The sequence below is a fragment of the Novipirellula aureliae genome, from assembly GCF_007860185.1.
GTDB classification, from domain to species: Bacteria; Planctomycetota; Planctomycetia; order Pirellulales; family Pirellulaceae; genus Novipirellula_A; species Novipirellula_A aureliae.
On sequence record NZ_SJPY01000007.1, the window covers coordinates 548852 to 573163 of the forward strand.

11 protein-coding genes and 1 pseudogene are annotated in these 24312 nt (G+C 49.7%); 2 read left to right on the forward strand and 10 right to left on the reverse strand.

Going from position 1 to position 24312, the window contains the following annotated elements; all coding sequences use genetic code 11:
• Positions 1 to 37 precede the first annotated feature (37 nt).
• The 10 genes and pseudogenes from Q31b_RS22195 to Q31b_RS22240 all read right to left on the reverse strand — a co-directional run bounded on the left by Q31b_RS22195 (position 38) and on the right by Q31b_RS22240 (position 20091).
• A complete protein-coding gene (locus Q31b_RS22195) occupies positions 38 to 2284 on the reverse strand; it encodes a right-handed parallel beta-helix repeat-containing protein (protein WP_231617762.1) in 2247 nt (748 codons plus the stop codon).
• A gap of 283 nt (positions 2285 to 2567) precedes the next feature.
• A complete protein-coding gene (locus tag Q31b_RS22200; protein WP_146601828.1) occupies positions 2568 to 3359 on the reverse strand; it encodes a sialate O-acetylesterase in 792 nt (263 codons plus the stop codon).
• 115 nt (positions 3360 to 3474) lie between these two features.
• Positions 3475 to 5793, reverse strand: a complete 2319-nt coding sequence (locus Q31b_RS22205; RefSeq protein WP_146601829.1) for a right-handed parallel beta-helix repeat-containing protein — start codon at positions 5791 to 5793, stop codon at positions 3475 to 3477.
• Positions 5794 to 6109: 316 nt separating this feature from the next.
• Positions 6110 to 6354 (reverse strand): annotated as a pseudogene (locus Q31b_RS22210) (IS256 family transposase); the annotation flags it as partial.
• Between the two features lie 140 nt (positions 6355 to 6494).
• Positions 6495 to 8840 (reverse strand): cell wall-binding repeat-containing protein, encoded by a 2346-nt coding sequence (locus Q31b_RS22215; RefSeq protein WP_146601831.1) that lies wholly within the window; start codon positions 8838 to 8840, stop codon positions 6495 to 6497.
• Positions 8841 to 8895: 55 nt separating this feature from the next.
• Positions 8896 to 10809, reverse strand: coding sequence for an alginate lyase family protein (locus Q31b_RS22220; RefSeq protein WP_146601832.1), 1914 nt, complete (start codon positions 10807 to 10809; stop codon positions 8896 to 8898).
• Positions 10810 to 10861: 52 nt separating this feature from the next.
• The gene (locus Q31b_RS22225; RefSeq protein ID WP_146601833.1) at positions 10862 to 13471 is read right to left on the reverse strand and encodes a family 43 glycosylhydrolase; all 2610 of its coding nucleotides are present in this window, start codon (positions 13469 to 13471) and stop codon (positions 10862 to 10864) included.
• A 428-nt stretch (positions 13472 to 13899) separates the two neighbouring features.
• Entirely contained in the window at positions 13900 to 16212 is a 2313-nt protein-coding gene (locus tag Q31b_RS22230; RefSeq protein WP_146601834.1) for a right-handed parallel beta-helix repeat-containing protein, read from the reverse strand.
• A gap of 83 nt (positions 16213 to 16295) precedes the next feature.
• On the reverse strand, positions 16296 to 18134 hold the full coding sequence (locus Q31b_RS22235) for an alginate lyase family protein (protein WP_197172046.1): 1839 nt from the start codon (positions 18132 to 18134) through the stop codon (positions 16296 to 16298).
• A gap of 112 nt (positions 18135 to 18246) precedes the next feature.
• The gene (locus Q31b_RS22240; RefSeq protein ID WP_197172049.1) at positions 18247 to 20091 is read right to left on the reverse strand and encodes an alginate lyase family protein; all 1845 of its coding nucleotides are present in this window, start codon (positions 20089 to 20091) and stop codon (positions 18247 to 18249) included.
• Between the two features lie 838 nt (positions 20092 to 20929).
• On the opposite strand from Q31b_RS22240, the gene Q31b_RS22250 reads away from it, so the two are divergent.
• Together Q31b_RS22250 and Q31b_RS22255 are read left to right on the forward strand one after the other, a co-directional pair.
• Entirely contained in the window at positions 20930 to 22759 is a 1830-nt protein-coding gene (locus tag Q31b_RS22250) for a sulfatase family protein (protein ID WP_146601837.1), read from the forward strand.
• A 2-nt stretch (positions 22760 to 22761) separates the two neighbouring features.
• A complete protein-coding gene (locus tag Q31b_RS22255) occupies positions 22762 to 24270 on the forward strand; it encodes a right-handed parallel beta-helix repeat-containing protein (RefSeq protein ID WP_231617763.1) in 1509 nt (502 codons plus the stop codon).
• The last annotated feature ends 42 nt before the right edge of the window (positions 24271 to 24312 follow it).

The following is a 24312-nucleotide window of genomic DNA, read 5'->3' on the forward strand; positions in this document are numbered from 1 at the left end:
GTTTATGGGTCCATCGAAAGACCCTCGTCAATGTTTATTATTTTCTGGTCAGAGAGGATCCCACCTGGCTCAGATCAATCGGTTTGATGCCAAGAGCAATGGCCGGAGAACCCTTTTTGAAGCGATAGATGTTTTTCTTCATCGCTTCTTCGTCAAACATCGGGTCGGCATAGAGAAGCTTAATTCCATTCTTGCCGGCCTTCACTTGCTGACCTGTAAAGAGATCACTTCCGAGCGCTGCCTTAGGAACATAGCACTCGCTCTTGTTATTCGTAAAATAGATCGAGTTCTCCATCAGTGGGAGATTTTCGTAGAACGGCTTATTGGTGGCCCGTGAGTCTGTTAAATAGAGCCCGTTGCTCGATTTCGAGGAGGCGGGCGGCATGAAGATATTCCCCTTGGGTATGACCTTTTTGGTTCCCCCCAGCCATCCGGGCGTCGATCTTCCACGAAGAAACGTCTCGGTGAACACGAAGTTATTGCTGACCTCCGCTCGGTCCTTGAGCCCAAAACCCTGCTGCGCTTCGGTGATCACATTCTCTCGGATAATCGTGTAGCTAGGATTATCGTCTAGGCGTAGCGTGCCTGCGGTGTCATAGTTCTTATGCAAATAGTTACGTTCCACCAAATTATTTTCACCCATCCCCGAGAAATAAATGGCATTCCCGTCATGCAACTCGAGAAGCGTGCGCGAAATATCATTCATGGCGATATGGTTTTCACGCGCATGGAGAAGCGGCAGAAAATGAGACAGCGATATCTTACGATCTGATTTCAAGCCCTTGAGGATATAGGGTTCGCATTCTTCAAAACGGATGGTGGAAACCCACGCACGCCTGAACGGAATTCTCTGTGAAAGGTAAAATTCATCGGGACGGCAACCGCTCACCACAATGCCATTGTAGGGCAAGTCGTGTATGGTATTGTGCGTTATTTCATTATGCCCGCTTTGAGCAATAAAGATGGCTGCGGAATGCTTAAGGACCTCACCCATGTGGTGGATATAATTGTCGTGAACGATATTGTTTTTGTTCACGTCCTTCGTTCCCGGCCCGTAACCACTGAGTACAATCCCGCATCCCCCCAGATACTCTAAAAGGTTGCTGGAAACCTCATTTCTCTGGCAGTGAAGATCCAACCGAATGCCTGTTCCGCTACTGTTTTTAATTACGTTCGAGTTGAACTTACACTCTTCGGCAAACCGGAAGCGGATCACAGCATTGCCCTTGTCATACATCTCCCAGTCATGCTGCAACCCCTTGTCGCTTTCAAGAAGCGTATCCCGAAGGCCATAGGTAAAGGTCAGTCCTTCAAAACAAATGTGCTTGGCAAAAGGTCCATCTTCCCGCCCTTCCACTCGGATAAATTCCTGCAAGAAGGGAGCGATGATGTTCATATCTGCCGGGTCTTTCTTCGGCCACATGTAGATGCGTCCCTCCTTGGTGTTCACCACCCACTCGCCCGGCTCATCCAAGTAGTCGATGGCGTTTCCAATCCAATAAGCCAAGTGAGGCCTCACAGGCTGATAGGTTGGGTCTGCCGCCATGGTTACCATTTTCTTCTTCTCGTCAACACTCGCCAGAGGAATCATATTCTTCAACCAGGGACGATCTTTCAGCAAAATTTCGATGTCGTATAAGTTATCCCAAGCTCTGATATCATCGCCTTTGTATTTAACGTATCGCTCGAACGGCTTTACAGGATCCCCCTCATACTTCAATTCCTTCACGATCTTCTTGCCCTGCATATTGTAATCGTTGGCCCGGTTTTTATCGGACTCATCGTGGTACAGCTTTCCGGAAACAGCACGTTTCAACAGCGTTTCTCCATCATAGAGCGTTCGGATATACCACTCCCCTGGCATTTCGGGAATCTCAGCTACCCACAGTTTGCCACGAGCTTCTTGCGGAGTCCCGGCAGGATCCTTTTTGCACTGTTTCCAATTTCGGATCTCAACGCCACCGTTAAAGACTGGCTTTTCGCCAGGATAGGCTTTGTAAATGACCGGAGCATCTTTTCGTCCGGAATCTTCAGCCCCAAATACGACGGTCTCACGCAGGGGATAGACACCGCCACGGAACTGCACCTCAAAAGATCCTTCAGGATCAGCGGCTTTCAACTGGCGCACCTTCAGGCGGGCCGCATCCAAGGTGGCCAAAGGCCCCTCATTCTGCTTTGGATCAGCCGATCTCCCTGACCACTGGTCCTTTCCCTCTGGCGACACATAGAGCGTCGTTAACCCGGCCCAAACCGAACTCTGCAAGAGCACCATCGAAACCAGCATGGTTCCAATGATTCGACCTCTTGTGCCAGAGCCTCTCGTCGTGCCAGAGCCTCTCGTCGTAATAGAGCCTCTCGTCGTGATAGAGACTAAACTTGTTCTTTGATCTCGTTGATTATTCATACTTCCAAATTCCTTTGACATTCATTCATTTACTTCATTCATTTACTTCATTCACTTCGCGTCCACCCTGGCCACGCATCGCAGTCCATGATGGAAATTCTTTCCTGAAAATTAAACGAATAGACCACGTCTACGTCGCCTCCGCCGTTAGGCGGTTCATTCATTATTTCAAGCTCAGCAAGGCATCCGCATAACGGCGACCCAGTTCGCGCTGACTGGCCGAATCAAAATGAGTTCCATCCAAGGTCAAAAGACCTTCGGTCGATACGACCGCCGTATTAGAAACGACGGTCGGCAACTGTATAATGACGTCATTGAACACGCGGGATGGTTTACCATCGGTATCATCCATTTCCACCTGGCCGGCAATGAAGGGTAAATCCGGAGCATTGAAGTCCGCACGCAGATCGGCAATCAACGCGGTCAGTTTCTTCATGTAGGACCCGGTTCGATTTCCATCCGATTCACCTTGATGCCAGAGAATGCCAGCCAGGCGGCTGTTACCATCCGCGAGCGCGGCCTGAGTACGGGCCACGGCTGCTGAATAATAATCATACTCGGTTGACGTTTTGGCCCACTTGGAGATGCTGGTTCCGCCGCGAGCGTTGACCACCAGCCCCACGGAAATTCCGGGTCGCAGCTCATGCAACCGTTTTGCAAACCCATACCCTGGATTCAACTTTTGAACCGACAGCTTCTTTCCAACCGTTGAATATTTATTGAGCGGATTGGTAGCCGGCTCCCATTTCCCCTCCGCATTCAACAGTTCACAGCCATCGATCGGCCCCTCATCCATCGATTCAATCGGCGCCCGCCCTGCCATATTGGACTGTCCGATCAGAAGATAAACTTCGCGTTTGTGAATCCCCGACGAACGTTGCCCATCCGAGCTTTCTACCGCGTGGGCGAACCCTCCAACCATCAAAAAAATCGTAACAATAAACGCTCTTTTCATCTCAACATCCTATTCTCTAATCATCAAGTCATGCACCGTGGACCGATTCATATCAACACGGCTTCCTCTATGTATGGTCCGTTCCGATGCCAATGGGGACACCTCACTGACTCTTTTATGGAAGCGAATTCGAATGAGACTCATGGCTTTTTGCAGAAGCTTCTTCATCGATCCCAGGAAAGTGTTTCTCGGCCAGAGAAGAACCGACCTCCCGCAGATCAATCGGTTCAATACCTAGTTTTTCTGCCGGCGATCCTTCCTTAAAGCGAAACCAGCCTTGCTGGACCGCTTCATCGTCAAAGAGTGGATCTGCATAAAGGAAATTCACAGGTTCCTTGCCGGGAACGACGGTTTTTCCTGTTGCTAAATCCGTGCCGATGCCTGTCTTCGGCAAGAAAGGATCCCTTTTATGTGTTGTAAAATACAGGTTATCCTCCGAGGAATTGACCCTCGCCCACAGCGGTACGCCCTCACGATTCTTTGTGCTGCTACCTATGTATAGACCTCCAATCTCGCTGGTGGAGGAACCTGCCGGGAAAAAGATATTCCGTTTTAACGCTGCCGGCTTGCGACTCGCGCCTCTACCACGGAGGAAGGTCTCTGTGGTAAACACGAAGTTATTCTCGATTTCACAGAGTCCCTTGACGCCGATCCCCTTCTCGCAGGAGGTGATCACATTTTCCTTAATAATGGTATAGCTCGGGTTATCATCCAGCCGGAGAGCCCCCCGGGTGCCAAAGTTCTGGTGCATGTAGTTGCGCTCCGCCAGATTGTTCGACCCCATGGCGGAGAAATAGATCGCGTTTCCGTCATGCAACTTCTGGAGCACGCGGGAAATATCATTCATGACAATTTTATTCTCACGCGCATGGAGCAACGGCAGAAAATGATCGATTGAAATAGGGCGATCCGATTCCAACCCCTTCAGGATATAAGGCATGCATTCCTCGACCCGTATGGAGTTCATCCATGCTCTTCGGAAAGGCAGCCTGTTGATGTGATAAAATTCATGAGGGCGGCAGCCGCTCACCACAATGCCGTTGTAGGGAAGGTCATGGATGGTGTTGTGAGTGATTTCATTGTGCCCGCTCTGCGCGATGAAGATGGCAGGCGAATGCCACAGGAGCGTACCAACATGATGAATGTAATTATCATGGACGACGTTGTTTTTGTTAACGTCCACGGTTCCCGGAGCATAGCCGCTGAGAACGATCCCTCCTCCTCCAAGATACTTGAGGTGGTTGCTCGCAATTTCAATCCGTTGACAATGCATATCTAAACGGATTCCGGTGCCGCTGCTGCTTTTGATCGTATTGGATGTAAAGGCACAGTCCTCCGCGTTACGGAAGCGAATCACCGCATTGCCTTTGTCATACATTTCCCAGTCATGCTGCAGCCCTTTGTCGTCCTCTTGTAGGGTATCACGCAGGCCGTGCATGAAGGTCAATCCTTCAAAACAAATGTGCTGAGCAAAGGGCCCCTTTTCCTTGCCTTCAACTCGAATAAATTCCTGCAGCAACGGGGCAATCACGTCCATGTCCGAAACATCGTTTTTCGGCCACATGTAAATTTTACCCTCCAGCGTATTGACGACCCACTCACCGGGCTCATCCAGATAATCGATCGCATTTAAAACCTCATACGGCCTTTTAAAGTTATGGGGCTGATACGTTGGGGCAACCGAAAGATGGGCCACTTTATTTTTTACGTCAACACGCTCTAGTGGAATAAGGTTCCGCAACCAGCCACGATCTGTAAGCGCGAGTTCAATATCGTGCATGTTTTTCCAAGCTCGAAGATCATTATCCCGGAAGTCAACATGCCGTTCAAACGGTTCTACCAGAGGCCCTTCAAACTCCAATCGTACCTCCTGGTAGATGCCTTTCCCGTGTGTGTTAAAGTCGAAAGTGCGTTTTTGATCTGGCTCTCGTTTTTTCAAGTTGCCTGATGCCGCCCGGTTCAGAAGCGTTTCCCCGTCGTAGAGCGATCGGATGTACCACTCCGACCCGGGTGTTTTGGGAATCTCTGCCACCCATAATTTTCCGCGCGCGGCTTCCGGCGTCCCGGCAGGATCCTTGTCCATCTTCTTCCAGCCCTTGATCGGAACACCACCCGTGAAAACGGGCTCCTCCTCGGGATAAGCTTTGTAAACGACCGGAGCCGCTTGGCTGCCGGAGTCTTCCGGCTCGAACACCACCGTCTCTTTGAGCGAATAGACACCGCCACGGAGTTGCACCTCAAAAGTTCCCTCAGGATCAGCGGCTTTCAACTGGCGAATCTTCAGGCGGGCCGCATCCAAGGTGGCCAAAGGCCCCTCATTCTGCTTTGGATCAGCCGATCTCCCTGACCACTGGTCATTTCCCTCTGGCGACACATAGAGCGTCGTTAACCCGGCCCAAACCGAACTCTGCAAGAGCACCATCGAAACCAGCATGGTTCCAATGATTCGACCTCTTGCTCCAGAACCTCTCGTTGTGCCAGAACCTCTCGTTGTGCCAGAGCCTCTCGTTGTGCCAGAACCTCTCGTTGTGCCAGAGCCTCTCGTTGTGATAGAGACTAAACTAGTTCTTTGATCTCGTTGGCTATTCATAGGTCCAAATCTTTGGGAGTTATTGTCAAGGGTTGTGTTCTGAAAAAATGAATGAGGCGGCAATTTCATCCTGCATCATTCCGTCTTTGAAGGACCTTCCTTCGATGACGAGTGTGTTTTTTTCGTGGCAATTCAGTCGCCTCCACTTCTTCGAAGCAGCACGTTCGGGAAGACTGCCATTTTTCACGACAAGCCGCCGACACGTTCGTCTCGGCGGTTGCCGTGTTGTGCGAGAAAATCTTCCACTTCCGCGTCAATCGCGGCTTGAAGCATTTTGCGAGCACCTTCACGGACTCGTTCATCCAATGGACCTTTCTCGTCGAATGGAGCTCGAAAAGAGATCCATTCCGGATCGAGCTGTTTGCCCACGGGTAAATCGGTTCGTTCTGTTTTAACTTGGTTCATGGCGTATTCCTTTGCCCACTTCGGGCCGTTGGAGGGTTCAAGTTCCAACAGGATTCGCCACCTTTATTATTCTTTTAAGAACGCAAATTTTGACAATATCTCAGTCGCCGTGCGTCTGTGAGATAAATGACAACGGCTTTCTAGAAGCTGTAATTAATGCGATCTATTTTCTGTATGAACGTTCCTTGATTGTTATCAAACTCATCAAGTCGAACCTTCATCCAGATCGTTCGGGTGCCATCATAATGTTCGTCGATCTGATAGTTGTCACCCTTCCTGGCAACCCAACCCAGTGGACTGGGTACGGATTCCTGTGTGATATTGCGGACTTGATGAGGGGTTCTATATCTGGCGAAAAAGGACAGCATTCTATCGGGTTCATAGGGCGTTGTTGCCAGCCCTGGCGCGCTATGGAGGTATAGGGAGCCTTTGGCACGATTACAGTATTTCACATGATCAACCCAGTAGGTTTCCGGTGCGTGCACGGTAAAGGTCCTATCGCTTCCGGAAACATAGGCTGGCTTGTATTTGGGAGTGGTTTGAGGACGATAGAAGGTCATGGCCGGATCGCCGAAACATTGGGTGCCATATCGAGCCCAGCTCATCGTCTGGTTGTACCACATGACATTCATTAGATATAAACGCGCTTCACCCAAGGTCGCTCCTGCCAGTATTTCATTCTGGAAGCAAGTACGACCAATGTCTTTACCTGCCGGAGTTCCTCTGCTCCAAGCCACAAAGGCTGCCACTCCCTTATAGGCACATTGAATGGCCGTGTAATCTTTCCATGATTTCTTGTTTTTGATGACCCATTGTTCTTCGTCAAAAGAGCCCATGTGGCATCCGCCACCTTCAACAAGACATGGGGCCATCCCCTTATCCCCGGCTTCATCTCCAAGCATAAAGGGCCAGCCATGTTGATCCTGGATGTATAAACTAAAGTTGCTCCAATCCCACTGAGATTTTTCAAGATCGTTCATTCTGTAAACGTTGAAACCATAATTCTCTGCTCTATGGGGCATGGAATACCATTTGTTTTGAAATTCCTCGTTATCCGGTTCACTTGTTTTATGACACATGGTATTTGCCCAGCCGGATTTGTCCAAATCGTCATACGTCAGGCAGCATGAACCATTCAAGGTGATATAGGAAGCATCGCCACCCACGATACGACCTATCGCGATCTCATGAAAACCATCACTATCTACATTCGAGTAGAACTGGTCGGTTCCATGGATGACTCCATACTCAGTCGCACGGGCGACGCCTAAGGGGAATACTGACGGCATACCTACGATGGCCATGTATTTCGGATGATGACCGAGCAGGTCATAATACTTGTTCAGATCCTCATTGACCTCTTCATAGCAGGGATAGGTAAACTTTATGTGACCAGGCAGGGATCGAGGAGCCCCGGTCACGTCGACCGAATAACGCTTGCCATTAATCGTAACGATGTCGGCACGCTTGACCCGTTCACCGCGGTCACCGTAATTTCCATTTTGGTCCCAGTCGATATTGCCAGCCCAGTCACTTCCAGGTTTTCCGACCGCATAGTTACGTGTCCATCCATTAATCGTAAATGAGCCTGTCCACCAGTCCTTTGTGCTGCTGACGGCTCCGGAAGGTTGGTCGCTTGTTTCGGACCCAGTGAAATGAGTCATATACTCCGTGTCATAGGCCAAGGTAACAACAGCGCCTTCTCTGGCTGATGCCAACAAGGCTCCTGCTAACGATCCTTTTTGTCCACGGGTCAATTCATCTCTGTCTTTAGGATTAACGACCGCAAAATAATCAGGAGTGAGCCCATTTTTTGTCATCCAGGTGATGACCGCTTTATCATCTGAAAGAATTGTGTTTGAAACCCCCACCCCTGAAAGTTGAGCCTGGACGGTACCGTTTTGACCTACAAGGATTGCCGATTTCGCTTCAAGTCGATCTATACTCTCTAAGACATTACTGGACAGCCCGGAACCGTCAGTTCCCCAAAAAAGAAGGGGGGCTTTAAGTCGGCCTGCCAGACAGGAGGCCGCAAGGCCTTTGGCGTAATCATCGCCGCTGCATAAGACGACGCGCTTACTCGTCGTCCAGAATCGTGCCAGCTCGCAGCATGCATCATCCAATGATGAACAGTCCAGATTCGTCACACCCTCGTACCCTGATGTTGAACCAATCGAATAGATCGTGTCTGGATTGTATCGGCCCATATAATTCGAGCCGATATATTGATCGATTGCTCCATCACGAGGCAACGCGACAACGGAAGGCATGCCATCACTGTTTATTTTGCGTCCTGCCGGAACGGCTGCCATATAAGCAAACTCTTGCCAACCTGCCTCTTCTAATGGCATCGGAACGAGCAAGGTATTTACCTTCCCAGTAACGAATGAGCCTGAACGAGTTGTTTCACCACTCTCAGCCTGAACAACCCCGCCTGATGTGAATAATAAACAAATGATGGCCGATATATGCGTATAGTTTTTCATGCTTGAAACCTTTCTTCCGATACATTCTTTTTAGTAACTGACAACAAATTTTATCTCAGTCGATTGGAGCACTCGCCTCGAGAGATCGGACGGAAGAACTTCCCGGATGAAACAACGCTGACCGTGGTATGGGAACATGGCTGGTGGACCCGGGGATCTTCCATTGGACTTCGAACAGATTGTGCATGGAAGGGAATTCCCCATACAGATTATACCTCTCGTAATTACCGTTGTTGACCGTGAGAACGATCTTGTGTTTGCCGGACTTTAGCCCCAGTTCAGAGTCAAAGTCGTCCCAGACTATCCGGGCCCGATTGTCACGCATCCAATGGTCCACCACAAGCTGGTCATCAATGTAGAGACGGGACTGGTTTTCCGTGCCCACCTGAAAGCTATAACTACCGTCAGCCGGAACGTCCAGGTAACCGGAAAAGCGGATGGCATACTGTTCGTCTTTGGCAACGGAAAAACTGAAAGTTGGAGTGGTTCCTGACGCACTGCTCTCAAAGGAATCCAATCCAGGATCGCTGTCAAAATGAGGGGTTCTGTATTCATACCAGAGACCCGGCTCAGTAACATTTACTTGTGCTGCCGGAAGCAGGCTTTTAACTGGCAAATAATAGGTGGTTGAAACGGGATCGCAGGCAGTACCGGAACTCTTTAAGATAATCTTATAGACCCCCGGGGCTGCTTCGACATTGCCGCTCACTTGTCCGTTGGGACTGACATTCAGGCCAGAAGGCAGAGCGGCTCCAGTTTCCTGGACCCACTGTACCGGGCCCCACTGTATCGGGCCCCACTGTACCGGAGATGAGCAACCGTACCTTTTTAATTGATGTGAATAAGGAGCCCCCGTATACGCTATGGGTAAGCGCCAATGGGAGATGGCTGCTGGTCTGTCTTTATCCATTTCGCCCTTTGTCAATGTGCCCAGGGAGGTGTGCCTGCTTAACCCTTCCGGCCGCACCTTTTGCACCAGATTTTTTGTCCAGGGCATATCCATTCCCATTCGGTATTTGTAATGGTTGTATCCAATTTCCCAGCCCATCGGGAACAGTCTGTTTTGTTTGAACCCCGGTTGTTCTGTATCGATAATCTCCCCTAGAAATTCAAGACTGGTGGCCAGACGGTTGTCCAGCCATGGGTATGCATCGATTCCCTGGTTCCTGGCTATCTCTGCAGTCTGCACTAAAGCTCCGATTCCCATCTGGGTGTGAGGAATGTCCCGATATAATTCTGCTGGCTGTCCATTTTCAAAGGGGATATTCGTCGGCAGGTAAATTTTCAGACGGTACACTGCTAAATCAAAGAGCTCTGGATCATCCTTGAAAATTGCAGTGGCCATCAGTGATTCGGTAAGAGAAGACATCCAATTGTTTTCGTGCTCCACACGTTTCATCAACGTAGGCATAAACAATTTGTCGTACATGTCCATAAAAAGCGTTTCTGTTTCTGGCCTCCACTTCGGATAGGTGTGCTTTACAATTTCGGCGCCTCGCATGAACATGGTGCCCATCAAGCCGATCCTCAGGTCTCCACCACGACCACCGATCTCTTTTAGAGATCTCCCCCAGGCATCCATAATGTTCAAAACATTTTCGGCATACACTTCTTCTTGAGTGATAGACCACATCAACGCTTGGACCCAGCAGGCCGTGGCATCTTTTTCAGCTTCAGGCCAATTGGTACTAGCCCTTTCGCTGGGCACCTCAATATAAGTCTTAGGATCAGGCTTGTAACTTTTCGAGGCCCTGGAGTCATTTTTGAGCGCATCAAAAGCAGACTTCTGCGGTTCAATTCCTTTATTAATTCGGTCCCGCATCAAATCCAATTGCTCTCCCGTCATTAAGATTCCAGGGTGGACCATGGGAACACGCTCAAGATTAGAATCCTGAGCAAAACTTGTATTCAAAAAAATAAATACAATGACAGCGGGCGTGGTTGCGATCAGATGTAAAAACTTCCTCATGCCTTTTTCCTTTATCTGTAAAAACGATTCAACGCCCTACCAATCATGCAGTCTAATCGGAGCTATTGGAAAACACCTGCACTTCTGCCAGGCACAATCCATTGTTGCCACTCATCAACTGCACCTTGACATACCGCCCCTCAGCGCCCCCTGCATTGACGGTCGTAGGGAACCCGGCCTGCTTGGTCTGATGGTTGGACCAGACTTCCTTCTGATCGGCATCTAAAATAGTTACTTTATAGTCACTTAACCGGCCTATTGAACTTTTGTCTGAACGATTCCAAACATTGATATCCCCAATCTCATAATCCGCTTCAAGGTCGACCTGCCACCAAGCCTGTTCATCATCTCCAGTGTGGGTCACCGATCCATCAAAAAAGGCCCCATTGGTATTTCCGTCAACGGCTCGGCTTGCTGACGCTCGAAGCTTCGTCGAAGACTGTGTCGCCGGTTTGCCTTTGGCGACATTGGGGTTCATTGGGATTTTTGGCAGTGGTATACTGGTGCTCAACACCTCGACCTCTGCAAGGCTTAGCGCACCGGTGCCTGCCAACTGAATCTTCACCGTTCTACCGACTTTGCCTCCCACATAGACAGAAGTGGGGCGCTTCGCCGAAGAGGTCTGTTGGCTGGACCAGACGACGTCCTGATATTCATCGAATACGGAAATCGTATACTCCGTCAACTTGGCACCGCCAGGACCTTCTTGATTCCAGATTTTGATTTCATCAATCAGGAAATCCTCTTCCAGGTCCACTTGCCACCAGGCCGTCGCCTCGTCACCCGTGCATGCAACAGAGGCATCGTTCCGCATGCTGCTGGTATTACCGTCAACCGCTCTACCCGCCTCAGCACCAAATTCTGTACTGGACTGTACGGCCTTTTTATTCAACGCAGCATTAAAAGGAACCGGCGAAACCCCTTCTTTCGTTTGAACCACCTTTTTGATGCTTCCATCCTCGTTGTGATACAGGTAGTCCACACACACGGAACGTCTGTGACTCCGGCCGCTTAGTGCGACGCTATGATAGAAAATGTACCAGCGTCCCTTGAACTTAACGATGGAGTGATGGTTGGTCACACAGTTCGGCACCTTATCCATGAGAACGCCCTGATAGGTAAACGGCCCCATCGGACTGGTGGATGTGGCATAAGCAATCGGAGCATGGGTGCCGGTGGCATAGGACAAATAATAAATTCCATTCCGTTTATGTATCCATGGCGCTTCGTAAAATTCAGGCAAGGTGACCTGCTTCACTTCGCCAAGAGTCTTCATATCATCATTGAGCTTAGCCATTCTTACAGGATCACGATGACCGCCCCAATAGAGATACGCCTGCCCGTCATCATCAACAAAACAAGCCGGATCAATCTCGTCCGTTCCCTCAATATACGCCCCCGAGTCTGTGAACGGACCTGAGGGAGAGGTGCTGGTTGCAACGCCCACTCGGTTCTTATTCGCCTTATCCCTCGCTGGGTAATAATAATAGTAAGTCCCATCTTTATACGCACAGTCCGGCGCCCACAAGTGTCCCTTTTTTGCCCAACGGATATCGTCTGTATGCATAATCTCACCATGGTCGGTCCAGTTGACTAGATCCGGTGAAGAAAACACATGATGTCCATTCATTGAACCATAGCTCGTTGCATCATTCTGATCATGCGAAGGATAAATCCACATCTTGCCATCGGCCCAGACATGGGCTGATGGGTCCGCTGTGTACATATGCTGAATGATCGGGTTGCCGCCCTTTTGCATCGTTATGTCGCGCGTTTGTTGCACCAGTTGAATCGTGCCGTCATCATTAAACGTGACTTCATCGAAGCAAATGGAACGATTGGTTGATTTTCCTCCGGAGAGATCACAGCTGTGATAAAACAGATACCACTTTCCTTTATATTCCACGACAGAACCATGCGTGGTATAGGACGTTGTTTTCTCCAAGAAAACGCCTTTACAATCCCAAGGTCCCAGCGGGCTTTGGCTCATGGCATACCGCATCTGATGACCGTCTTTCGCATTGTCCGGATACATCAGGTAATACGTTCCGTTCCGTTTAAAAACGAAAGGACCTTCACGGTGATCCTCGAGCTCCTGCAAAGCCCACTCCCCGTCAATTTCCTTCATATTACTTTTGAGCTTCACCGCATAACACTTTTTCTTTACCACGGCATAGAGGTAGGCCTGCCCGTCATCGTCGAGAAACACACAGGGATCGCAATAGGTCGTAGCACCTTTCACAAATCCCTGCACCTTAAAATCAGACGCGGGCTTCGTGCTCGTTGCGATGCCGACCTCCCACTCCCCATCATTATTGGTATGAGGAAAATAAAAATAGTAGATCCCATCTTTATACACACAGTCCGGTGCCCACATCGCTCCCGACACATCGCTCCAGTCAACGTCGCGAGAATGAAGAATTTCCCCGTGATCTTTCCAGTCGAGCATGTCGTCGGTGGAAAAGACATGATAGCCATCCATCGACCGATAGCCTTTCCCTTTGATGTCCGTTGAAGGATAAACATAGAGGCGGCCATCTTCCCAGACGCGAGCTGTTGGATCGGCGGTGAGCATGTGTTTAATAAATGGATTTTTGGCCCGCTCCGCTGCGCACAGACTTCCGACCGAACAAATTAAATATGCGATCAACAGTTTCTTCATTTTTTTCCTTCAATTCAGGTTGCTCATTTTAAATCGTCCCGCTGAGGGCAAACGGTTTCGCTTTCGACTCATCAAAAGCAGACGTTTTTAAAAGCGAACCGCAGAATATCGAACAAGAATCTACGATTGACGAAGTGAGGAGCCTGACGGCACTGCGATAGCAAACTTCGTCATGAATCAGTTCCTTGTTCGATATTCCTGAGTTGTCCTTATGCCGCTGTCGCGGCCGAATTTGCTCCAGGGAAGCCGTTTGTTATGGCTATTCAAGAAGACAGTTAGTCGAGGGGGCGGATATCAGTATGCGTGTATTGAAAACCTTCCATCACCAGCCGCACCAATTGTGATTCCCAGCAGACTTACCATCTCAACAAAACGAATACTCATATCATTTCTTCCTTCATAAACATCCACCGCAGCAGGAGCAGAAACTACTCGGCAAGCGTTGACCCCACAGTACTCAGATCGATCGGTTGAATTCCCAACGCAATCGCCGGAGAGCCTTTTTTGAAACGGAATATTTTTTGTTTCATGGCGTCCTCATCAAACATCGGATCCGCGTAGAGTAGCTTCACTGCATCTTTCCCTGGATTAACGTTGTTACCACTCACCAGGTCGGTTCCGAGTCCCGTGGCCGGCACGAATGGCTTGGCCTTGCTTAGCGAGAAGTAGATCGAGTTTTCCATCAGGGGTAGTTTGCTATGATATGGAACGTCTTTTTTTCCATCCCCGTAAAGGAAGTAGCCCCTTTTCTCCTTCGAATCTGCCGGAGGGAAGTAAATATTCCGCTCGCTTTTCGTCCCCTTCTTTACCTTGGAACTTGTTGTCACATCTCCACGCATGAACATATCCGTGAAAATAAAGTTGTTCACCATCTCACAGGGGCCTTTGATTCCGATCCCCCGGTCCGCTTCTGTAAGAACGTTTTCTTTAATGATCGTATAACTAGGATTGTCGTCCAACCGAATGGTACCGGCCGTGTGATAGTTGTCGTGAAGGTAGTTACGTTCCAGTCGATTATTCTCGCCCATTGCCGATAAGTAGATTGCATTTCCATCCCCCAACTTCTGCAGGGTCCGGGAAATGTCATTCATGCTGATCAAATTTTCGCGCGCATGAAGCAGGGGCAGAAAATGTTCAATCGGGGTTTGCCATTCTGCTTTCAACCCCTTCAGCGTATAGGGCTCGCACTCCTCTACCCGAATGGTGCTCATCCAGGCTCGGCGGAACGGAATACGCTTCACGATATAAAACTCATGCGGTCTACAGCCACTGATCACCAATCCGTTGTAAGGCACATCGCAGATCGTGTTATGGGTAACCTGGTTATGTCCACTCTGGGTGATAAAAATACCCGCTGAATGCCAATAGAGTTCCCCGATATTGTGGATGTAATTATTGGTCACCACATTGTTTTTGTTCACATCTTTTGTGCCGGGACCGTACCCGCTAAGGAGAATTCCATTGCCCCCGAGATTTCTCAGCAGATTGCTCGAAACGGTGATTCGCTGACAATGCAAGTCCAACCGGATACCGGTTCCACTGCTGGCGATAAACTGACATTGATTGACCATGCAGTCTTCCGCATGCAGGAACCGAAGAACGGCATTTCCTTTGTCGTACATTTCCCAGTCGTGCTGAAGCCCCTTGTCGCCTTCAACCCAGGTATCGCGAAGGCCGTGCTTAAAGGTCAGTCCCTCGAAACCAATAAACGTTGCAAGATGTCCATCCTCTTCTCCCTCAACACGAATAAATTCCTGAAGATAGGGAGCAATAACATTCATCTTATTGATGTCGTTTTTCGGCCAGATATAAAGGCGTCCCTCTTCGCTATTGAAGACCCATTCGCCCGGCGCATCCAGATAATCGATCGCATTTTCCACCCAATACCTTGAGGGTGACAGAGGTTGATACGTTGGATCAACGGCCGTCCAAGCCACTTTTTTTTGTGCATCAACCTTCTTCAACGGAAGAAGATTATAGATCCAACGCCGATCGCGTAGCACGATTTCAATATCAGCAACATTTTCCCAGGCCCGCATATCATTTCCCTTGAAATAGATATCACGATCGAACGGCGCCACCGGCTCCCCTTCATAGCCCAATTCACGCCAGATCTTCTTGCCCTGCATATTGTAGTCGTTATCGCGTGCGTGCCTTGCTCGCATCAACTCTCCCGAAGTAGCTCGCTGGAGCAATCTGTCGCCGTCATAAAGCGATTTGATCGACCAATTCAACTTTTTAGCATCGGGAATTTCGGCCACCCAGAGTTTTCCTTTCGCTTCCTGCGCAACCCCGACCGGATTCTTGGTACATTTTTTCCAGTTGCTGATAGGTATACCACCCGTAAATACCGGCGTTTCGCCGGCGTAGGCTTTATAAACAACCGAAGCCCCTCGACTACCGGAATCTTCGGGACCGAAGACAACGGTTTCCCTGAGTTCATATTCTCCGCCCCGAACCTGAACCTCGAAGGAATCTTCAGGACGTGCCGCCTTCATCTGGCGAACCTTCAGCCGGGCGGCATCCAGCGTGGCCAGCGGACCATCGCCGGCCTTCGGATCAGCGTATTGACCGGACCACTGATCATTCCCGTCCGGCGAAACATAGAGCATCGTTGTAGCAGCCCAGGCGGACTGTAGCAGCACGCTGAAAAACAAAACCACTGCGACACTCAGAGAACGCCAATTAAATCCTTCAAATTTCATCCCCATCTCAAATGATTCACGTCTAAAATTTCTCATACTATATCCTTCAATTTTTCTGCACTGGGGCAGACGTTTTTCTCTATGCTTAAATCAACTTACGGAAGCCACTGCGGCACACTCTAACGCGCCGGTTTTACTAGACGTGATGCGGAAGAATTCCCCGGATGAAACAGGGCGGACTTGGGGATGGAAACATGGCTGGTGGCACCGGGGATCTTCCATTGGACTTCGAACAGATTGCGCATCGAAGGCCATTCTCCGTAGAGCATGCCCTTTCTGTAGTTGCCGTTGTTGACGGTGAGGACGATCTTGTGCTTACCGGCTTTTAGCCCCAGTTCAGAGTCAAATTGAGCCCAGGCTATCCTGGCTCGATTGTCACGCATCCAATGATCCACCACAAGCTGATCATCAATGTAGAGACGTGACTGGTTTTCCGTGCCCACCTGAAAGCTATAACTACCGTCAGCGGGAACGTCCAGATAACCGGAAAAACGGATGGCATACTGCTCGTCTTTGGCAACGGAAAAACTGAAAGTTGGAGTGGTTCCTGACGCACTGCTCTCAAAGGAATCCAATCCGGGATCGGTGTCAAAATGAGGGGTTCGGTATTCATACCAGAGGCCAGGCTCCGCAACGTTTACTTGTGCTGCAGGAAGCAGATTTTTAACGGGCAAATAATAGGTGGTTGAAACTGGATCGCAGGAGCTACCGGAACTTTTCAAAACCAACTTGTAGACCCCTGGGGCTGCTTCGACATTGCCAGTGATCTGTCCGCTGGAACTGACCTTCAGGCCTGAGGGCATGGTCGTGCCAGCATCTTGAACCCACTCTACCGATGAAGTGCAGCCGTATCTTTTTAATGGATGCGAATAAGGTGCGCCGATGTACGCGATGGGTAAACGCCAGTGAGAGATGGCGACCGGCCTGTCTTTATCCATTTCACCTTTTATCAATGTGCCTAAGGACGTGTGCCTAAATAGACCCTCCGGCCGTACAGTCTGCACCAAATTATTTGTCCAGGGCATATCCATTCCCATTCGGTAGTGGTAATGGTTGTATACGATTTCCCAGCCCACATCTAAGGGGTAATTCTTATTGAATCGATCATCTTTTGTGTCGACCACTTCTCCTAGATACTCCATGCCTTTCGCCATACGGTTATCGAGCCAACCGTAGGCATCGACCCCCTGATTCCAGGCCATCTCTGCCGTTTGTATCAACGCTCCGAGTCCCTCCTCGGAGTGAGCGATATCTCTCCATAATTCTGCTGGCTGTCCATCTTCAAGGGGGATATTCGTCGGCAGGTAAATCTTGAGACGGTACACGGCTAAATCAAAGAGTTCTGGATCATCCTTGAAAATGGCAGAGGCCATGAGGGATTCGGTAATCGAAGCCATCCAATTGTTTTCGTGCTCCACACGTGTCAACAAGGCAGGCATGAACGCTCTGTCGTACATGGCCATAAATGCCTCTTCTGTTTCCGGCCTCCACTTGGGATAGGTGTGCTTTACAATTTCCGCTCCCCGCATAAACATCGTGCCCATCAAGCCGATACTTAGCTCTACATGTACTCCAGTCACACTTTCCAACGTTGAGTAGGCATCCATGATTTTCAAAACATTTTCAGCATACACTTCTTCCTGAGTGATCGCCCACATCAACCCTTGAACCCAACAAGCCTGGGCATCTCTTTCGCCAGCATTCCAATCAAAATGGTTGTAATTGGGTTCATAATCTTTCGCAGCCCTGCGGTCCTTTTTGAGCACATCAAAAGCAGACTTTTGCGGTTCAATCCCGTTATTAATTCGGTCACGCATCAACTCGATTTGTTCTCCTGTCATCATGATCCCAGGGTGGATCATGGGGGCGCGTTCCAGAGTGAGATTCTGCGCAAGACTTGTCTGACTAAGAATCAATACAATGAATACAGTCGCGATGGAGTGTGAAAACTTTCTCATGTTTCTACTTTTTACTGATGTCATTCCTGTGGGTGACCATTAAAGATTATGCGTTAAAGGTCAGTTACAAAATCCGGTCAATCTGATGAGGCGTGACCCTCTCTAGACGCTCCTACTGCACCGGCTGCACAGGACGTAATGCGGAAGAATCCCCCGGGTTGGACAACGCGGACTTGGGGATGGGGTCATGGCTGGTGGCACCGGGGATCTTCCATTGGACTTCGAATAGATTGCGCATCGAAGGCCATTCTCCGTAGAGCATGCCCTTTCTGTAGTTGCCGTTGTTGACGGTGAGGACGATCTTGTGCTTACCGGCTTTTAGCCCCAGTTCAGAGTCAAATTGAGCCCAGGCTATCCTGGCTCGATTGTCACGCATCCAATGATCCACCACAAGCTGATCATCAATGTAGAGACGTGACTGGTTTTCCGTGCCCACCTGGAAGCTGTAATTACCGTCAGCGGGAACGTCCAGATAACCGGAAAAACGGATGGCATACTGCTCGTCTTTGGCAACGGAAAAACTGAAAGTTGGAGTGGTTCCTGACGCACTGCTCTCAAAGGAATCCAATCCAGGATCGGTGTCAAAATGAGGGGTTCGGTATTCATACCAGAGGCCAGGCTCCGCAACGTTTACTTGTGCTGCAGGAAGCAGATTTTTAACGGGCAGATAATAGGTGGTTGAAACTGGATCGCAGGAGCTACCGGAACTTTTCAAAACCAACTTGTAGACCCCTGGGGCTGCTTCGACATTGCCAGTGATCTGTCCGCTGGAACTGACCTTCAGGCCTGAGGGCATGGTCGTGCCAGCATCTTGAACCCACTCTACCGGTGAAGTGCAGCCGTATCTTTTCAATGGATGCGAATAAGGTGCGCCGATGTACGCGATGGGTAAACGCCAGTGGGAGATGGCGACCGGCCTGTCTTTATCCATTTCGCCTTTTGTCAAAGTCCCCAAAGAAGTGTGCCTAAATAGACCCTCCGGCCGCACCGTTTGCACTAGTCTTTGCGTCCAAGGCATATCCATTCCCATTCGGTAGTGGTAATGGTTGTTTACGATTTCCCAGCCCACATCTAAGGGATAGTTCTTTTCAAATCGATCATCTTTTGTGTCGACCACTTCTCCTAGATACTCAAAGCCTTTAGCCAGGCGGTAATCTAGCCATGCGTAAGCATCAACCCCCTGGTTCCACGCCATCTCGCAAGTTTGTATTAACGCTCCGAGTCCCTCCTCGGAGTGAGCGATATCTCTCCATAATTCTGCTGGCTGTCCATTTTCAAGGGGGACATTCGTCGGCAGGTAAATCTTGAGACGGTACACGGCTAAATCAAAAAGTTCTGGATCATCTTTGAAGATTGCAGTGGCCATGAGGGATTCGGTAATAGACGACATCCAATTGTTTTCGTGCTCCACCCGTTTAAGCAACGTTGGCATGAACGCTTTGTCGTACATGGCCATAAATTTCTTTTCGGTTTCAGGCCTCCACTTGGGATAGGTGTGCTTTACAATTTCCGCACCCCGCATAAACATGGTGCCCATCAAGCCGATCCTCAGGTCTTTCGTTTTCCCAGTTACTTCCTCTAAAGTTGAGTAGGCATCCATGATGTTCAGAACATTTTCAGCATACACTTCTTCTTGAGTGACAGACCACATCAACGCTTGGATCCAGCAGGCCTGGGCATCTCTTTCGCCTGAACCCCATTTAAAATGTTCTGTATTGGGCGTGTAATTTTTCACAGCCCTGCGGTCATTTTTGAGCACCTCAAAAGCAGACTTCTGAGGTTCGATTCCTCTATTGATTCGGTCCCGCATCAAATCCAATTGTTCTCCAGTCATTAAGATCCCTGGGTGGATCATGGGAGCGCGTTCAACCTTAGCATTCTGTGCAAAACTTGCCTGAGAAAGAATGAGTACAATCAAGACGGGTGTGATCGCGATTGGACGTAATAAAGATTTCATGTTTCCTCTTTTCTTGTTGTTGTCATTTCTTTGAATGCCCATCAAAAAAATGTTTGCTTCAATGTTAATTACAAAAGGGCCGGTTCACCTGGCCACATTTGGCCGGACTAAATTGCTGATAGAAAATCTGATTCCAAGGCCATCGTGCAAGGACGGCACCTTCTGGCAATGATTTGCAAAAACACTCTTCTAGAATTGGTGGGAATTGGAGCGGAAGGAAATGGCGATCGGCATGGACGAATCCGCTGACGACTGGAATCTCAATCGCCGGAATCATGCACGCTGGTGCCGAACCATCATCTTGACTAACTAAAAAGGTCAGCCAACGGCACAATTTGGACAGAAAAAAGTGCATGTGTTCTAAGAAAAGTTAAAAAACGCGTCTTGTATGGTCTGGATGCATGCGAATTCCTGTCCAAAACGAGAGGAAGCCGCCCTAGTAGGTTGACTTCGCAATGGCGCGAGACGAGTTTTTATATTCGTTCTTGCACTTAACCCTTCCGCCTGCCTCTAAGCCTTCGTGAGCAATGTCACTGGATCCTGAACATTCCACATTCGCTCGGCTGATTGCGCAACATCAGCGTTCCGTTCAGGGATACCGACGGCTCAAAATAGAAAAGGGCAAGACGCCACACTTGCGTCTTCAAGTATACCCTCTTCGATCACGAGCCGAATTTAAGGAAAGCCACCACGCTGAATAGGTTGTGTTTTTTTATGCAGTGCAGTTGGGCTATTTGTCTGTACACTCTTCAATCGACGGAGAAAAACCAATGTCCTTTTTATCGCGGTCGGTGACCTGGGTGACTTTGCGGAATGGCTTCAATAAGGAATTAATCAAATGCGTCTCTGTCTGATAGAAATCTTGTGCCTGTTAGGGCTGGCTGTTTCTGTTGCCGGCAATGAAGTTCCCCCGCCGAATATTCTGTGGCTGACCAGCGAAGATAACAATGTGAGTTGGGTGGGTTGCTATGGAAACCCACATGCCGAGACGCCGAACATCGATCGGTTGGCGGCGGAGGGTTTCCAATACATGCACGCCTATGCCAATGCACCGGTCTGCGCACCCTCACGCAGCACATGGATCACCGGAATCAATGCGATTTCCATGGGGACGCATCCCATGCGCAGCCGCTATGACATTCCGCACGGGCAAATCCCATATTATCCCGATCTGCTGCGGGCGAACGGATACTATACCGGGAATTATCCTAAGACGGATTACAACATTGGCGGGCGCGAGGACAAAGCATGTTGGGATAACCCCGATGAGGTCGATTGGCAAGCGTTGAAAGCTCGCCAGCCCTTCTTTCAGGTCATCAACTTTAAAGAGTCGCACGAAAGCCGGGCGCAGGGGCAGGTGGAAAACACGAACCACGATCCGGCCGATGTTCGTTTGCGCAAGTATCATCCGGACCTGCCGGTGATTCGTCAAAACTATGCCAAGTATCATGATGCGGTGAAGAGAATGGATGGCGACGTCGGGGCCGCACTGGAGATGTTGGAAAAAACAGGTCTCTCGGAAAGTACGATTGTCATCTACAACTCCGATCATGGCGGCGTGCTGCCCCGAAGTAAGCGATTCCTGTTCGAGAGCGGGTTACATTCGCCGCTGATCATCCGCATTCCCAAGAGATATGAAAAATTGCGGCCGGCCGCGCCGGGGTCGAAAATCGACCGTCTGGTCAGCTTTGTGGATATGCCGAAAACCTGGCTGAGTCTCGCCGGGGCGGAGATTCCGGATGTGATGCAGGGGACCGTTTTTCTCGGAGAAGGCATCGAACCAGAACCGCAATTTCATTTTGCCTTCCGTGGGCGGATGGATGAGCGATGTGAAAACGCCCGGGCCGTATGTGATAAGCGGTTTCTGTATATCCGCAACTACATGCCGTATGCACCCTGGATGCAGCACCTGAATTTTCTCTGGAAAATGAAAGCCTCTCAGGCATGGGAGGAGCAAGTGAAGTCCGGTCGCGCCTCGGAGGTTCAATCGCGGTGGTTTGCGCCCAAAGGGTATACGGAAGAGCTGTACGACATGCAGACGGATCCCGACAGCGTAAACAATCTGATCGACAGTCCGGAGTTTTTGGAAATCTCGCAGCGGATGAGGGGCCAGCTACGCCGCTGGCAGGAATCGGTGCATGATGCTGGAATGCTACCTGAGTCGGAGATGGTGAAACGAGCAGCAGATCACGGTACGACCATTTATGAATTGGTTCGCAATCCCAAACTGTATAACCTCCCTGCGCTGCTCGATGCCGCCGACATGGCGTTGGAGAAATCTCCGGCCAACCGAGACGCTTTGATGAGTCTGCTCAGCAGTACGGACAGCGGTTTGCGTTATTGGGGCATCGTCGGCTGCTTTCTGCTCAATGAGCAGGAGGCAGGCTTTCGCTGTTTGCAAGATCCGTCGCACGAAGTGCGCGCCATGGCGGCCTGGTTGCTCATCAATACCGGCGAAAAAGAGAAAGGATTCCAATGTTTGGATAACCTGCTGAAAACCAACAGCTATGCCACGCTGAAGGTGCTCAACATCATGGACTGGATCGGTGAGGATGCGCGTGTGCTCCTGCCGACGGTGAAAGAACTCAATCTTGAAAATTATGAAGAACGCATCCAAGTGAGCATTATTGCAGCACTGGATGCCAAGGACATAACAATCGAAAAGTAATCATGAAAATCTATCAATTCACATCCGTGTTATTGTTGCTCCTCCCAACCGTGTGCCTTGCGAAAGACTATCGCGTGGACTCGCAGAAGAAGTTCGATGCGATCAGCAACATTGAAATGCAGCCGGGCGATACGATTTTGCTCAAACGGGGCATGACGTTTACCGGGATGTTGGCTCCGCAAGGAAATGGTTCCCAAAACGCGCCGGTTCGAATTGGCGCGTACGGTCGAGGTAACCAGCCTGTGATCCAAGCCCAAGGTAAAGATAGGGCAGCGGTGATGCTTAAGAATCCTTCCTATTGGGAGGTGGACGGTCTGGAGGTCACCAATTCCGATGGCTCGGATCAGGATCAAGGTGATCTCTTTGGTATCTATGTGCTGGTTGAAAGAATCGAAGGCACCTACCGACATGTCTATATCAATGACTGCTATGTCCACCATGTAAATGGGATGGTCGCTGGCAAGGGACGCGGAGGCATCCACGTCCATATGAAAAATGTCCAGAACTCAAAGTTCGATGACCTGCGCATAACCAATAACCGGGTGGAAAATATTGGCGGTGTGGGAATTGGTAACAACTCCTCTTGTGCAGAAGTCAACCTGCGGAAGGACGGATATGAGGCAAAGAATCTCTGGACCAGAGTCTATGTGGCTGGCAATCGAGTGGATTCCACTGGGCGGAACAATGTGATTGCGAGAGCGAGCAAAGATGCGATCTATGAGCACAACGTTCTGGCCAACAGCAGTCGCCGCGATACCGGACACAGCATTTTCTGTTTCAACACCGATGGCATTAAGATCCAGTACAACGAGGCCTATGGAAATGTGGGCGATATCGAAAACAAAGATGGTGGCGGCGAATCGGACCGCGGTGGGTTCGATGCCGACTACAACTGTATCAACACCTACATCCAATATAATTACAGCCACGACAATCTGTGGTTCTGCGGGATCATGAAGAGGCCCACCAGAAATGTCGTTATTCGCTACAACATCAGCCAGAATGATCGCGAAGGCATTTACTTCTATGGCTTCAACAGGAGTAAACAGGCGGAGAACGTGCATGTCTACAACAACACGCATTATGTTCGAAAGGGATTGCACGTCGAGGTTTTTGCAGAAGGGCGAACTCCGATAAATTCCACCTTTGAAAACAACATTTTCTTCTTTGAAGGAAAGGGTGAGTGGGGGCCGAACGCAGCTGGCATTAACACCGTGTTCCGCAACAATGTGTATCACAACATTGAGCCGCATCTTTCAGAAACGCAAGCGATTGTGGCGGATCCCAAGTTTGAACGGCCGGGAAAGGCTGGTTCGCTTATCGATCTTATGACGATGAATGAACTCCGTGGATATCAGCTGAAATCCGGTTCTCCATGCGTTGATGCCGGAGTGGCGATCGAGAATGCAGGGGGAATCGATCTTGTAAGAACGCCCATTGATGCCGGTGGCGCCGATATCGGAGCTATCGAATTTCAGAAATCAGCACCAAGTATTGCCAAAGGGCAATAGCAAGAAAGAGACAATGATCATTGGTTCGGTCGGAGCGATGCT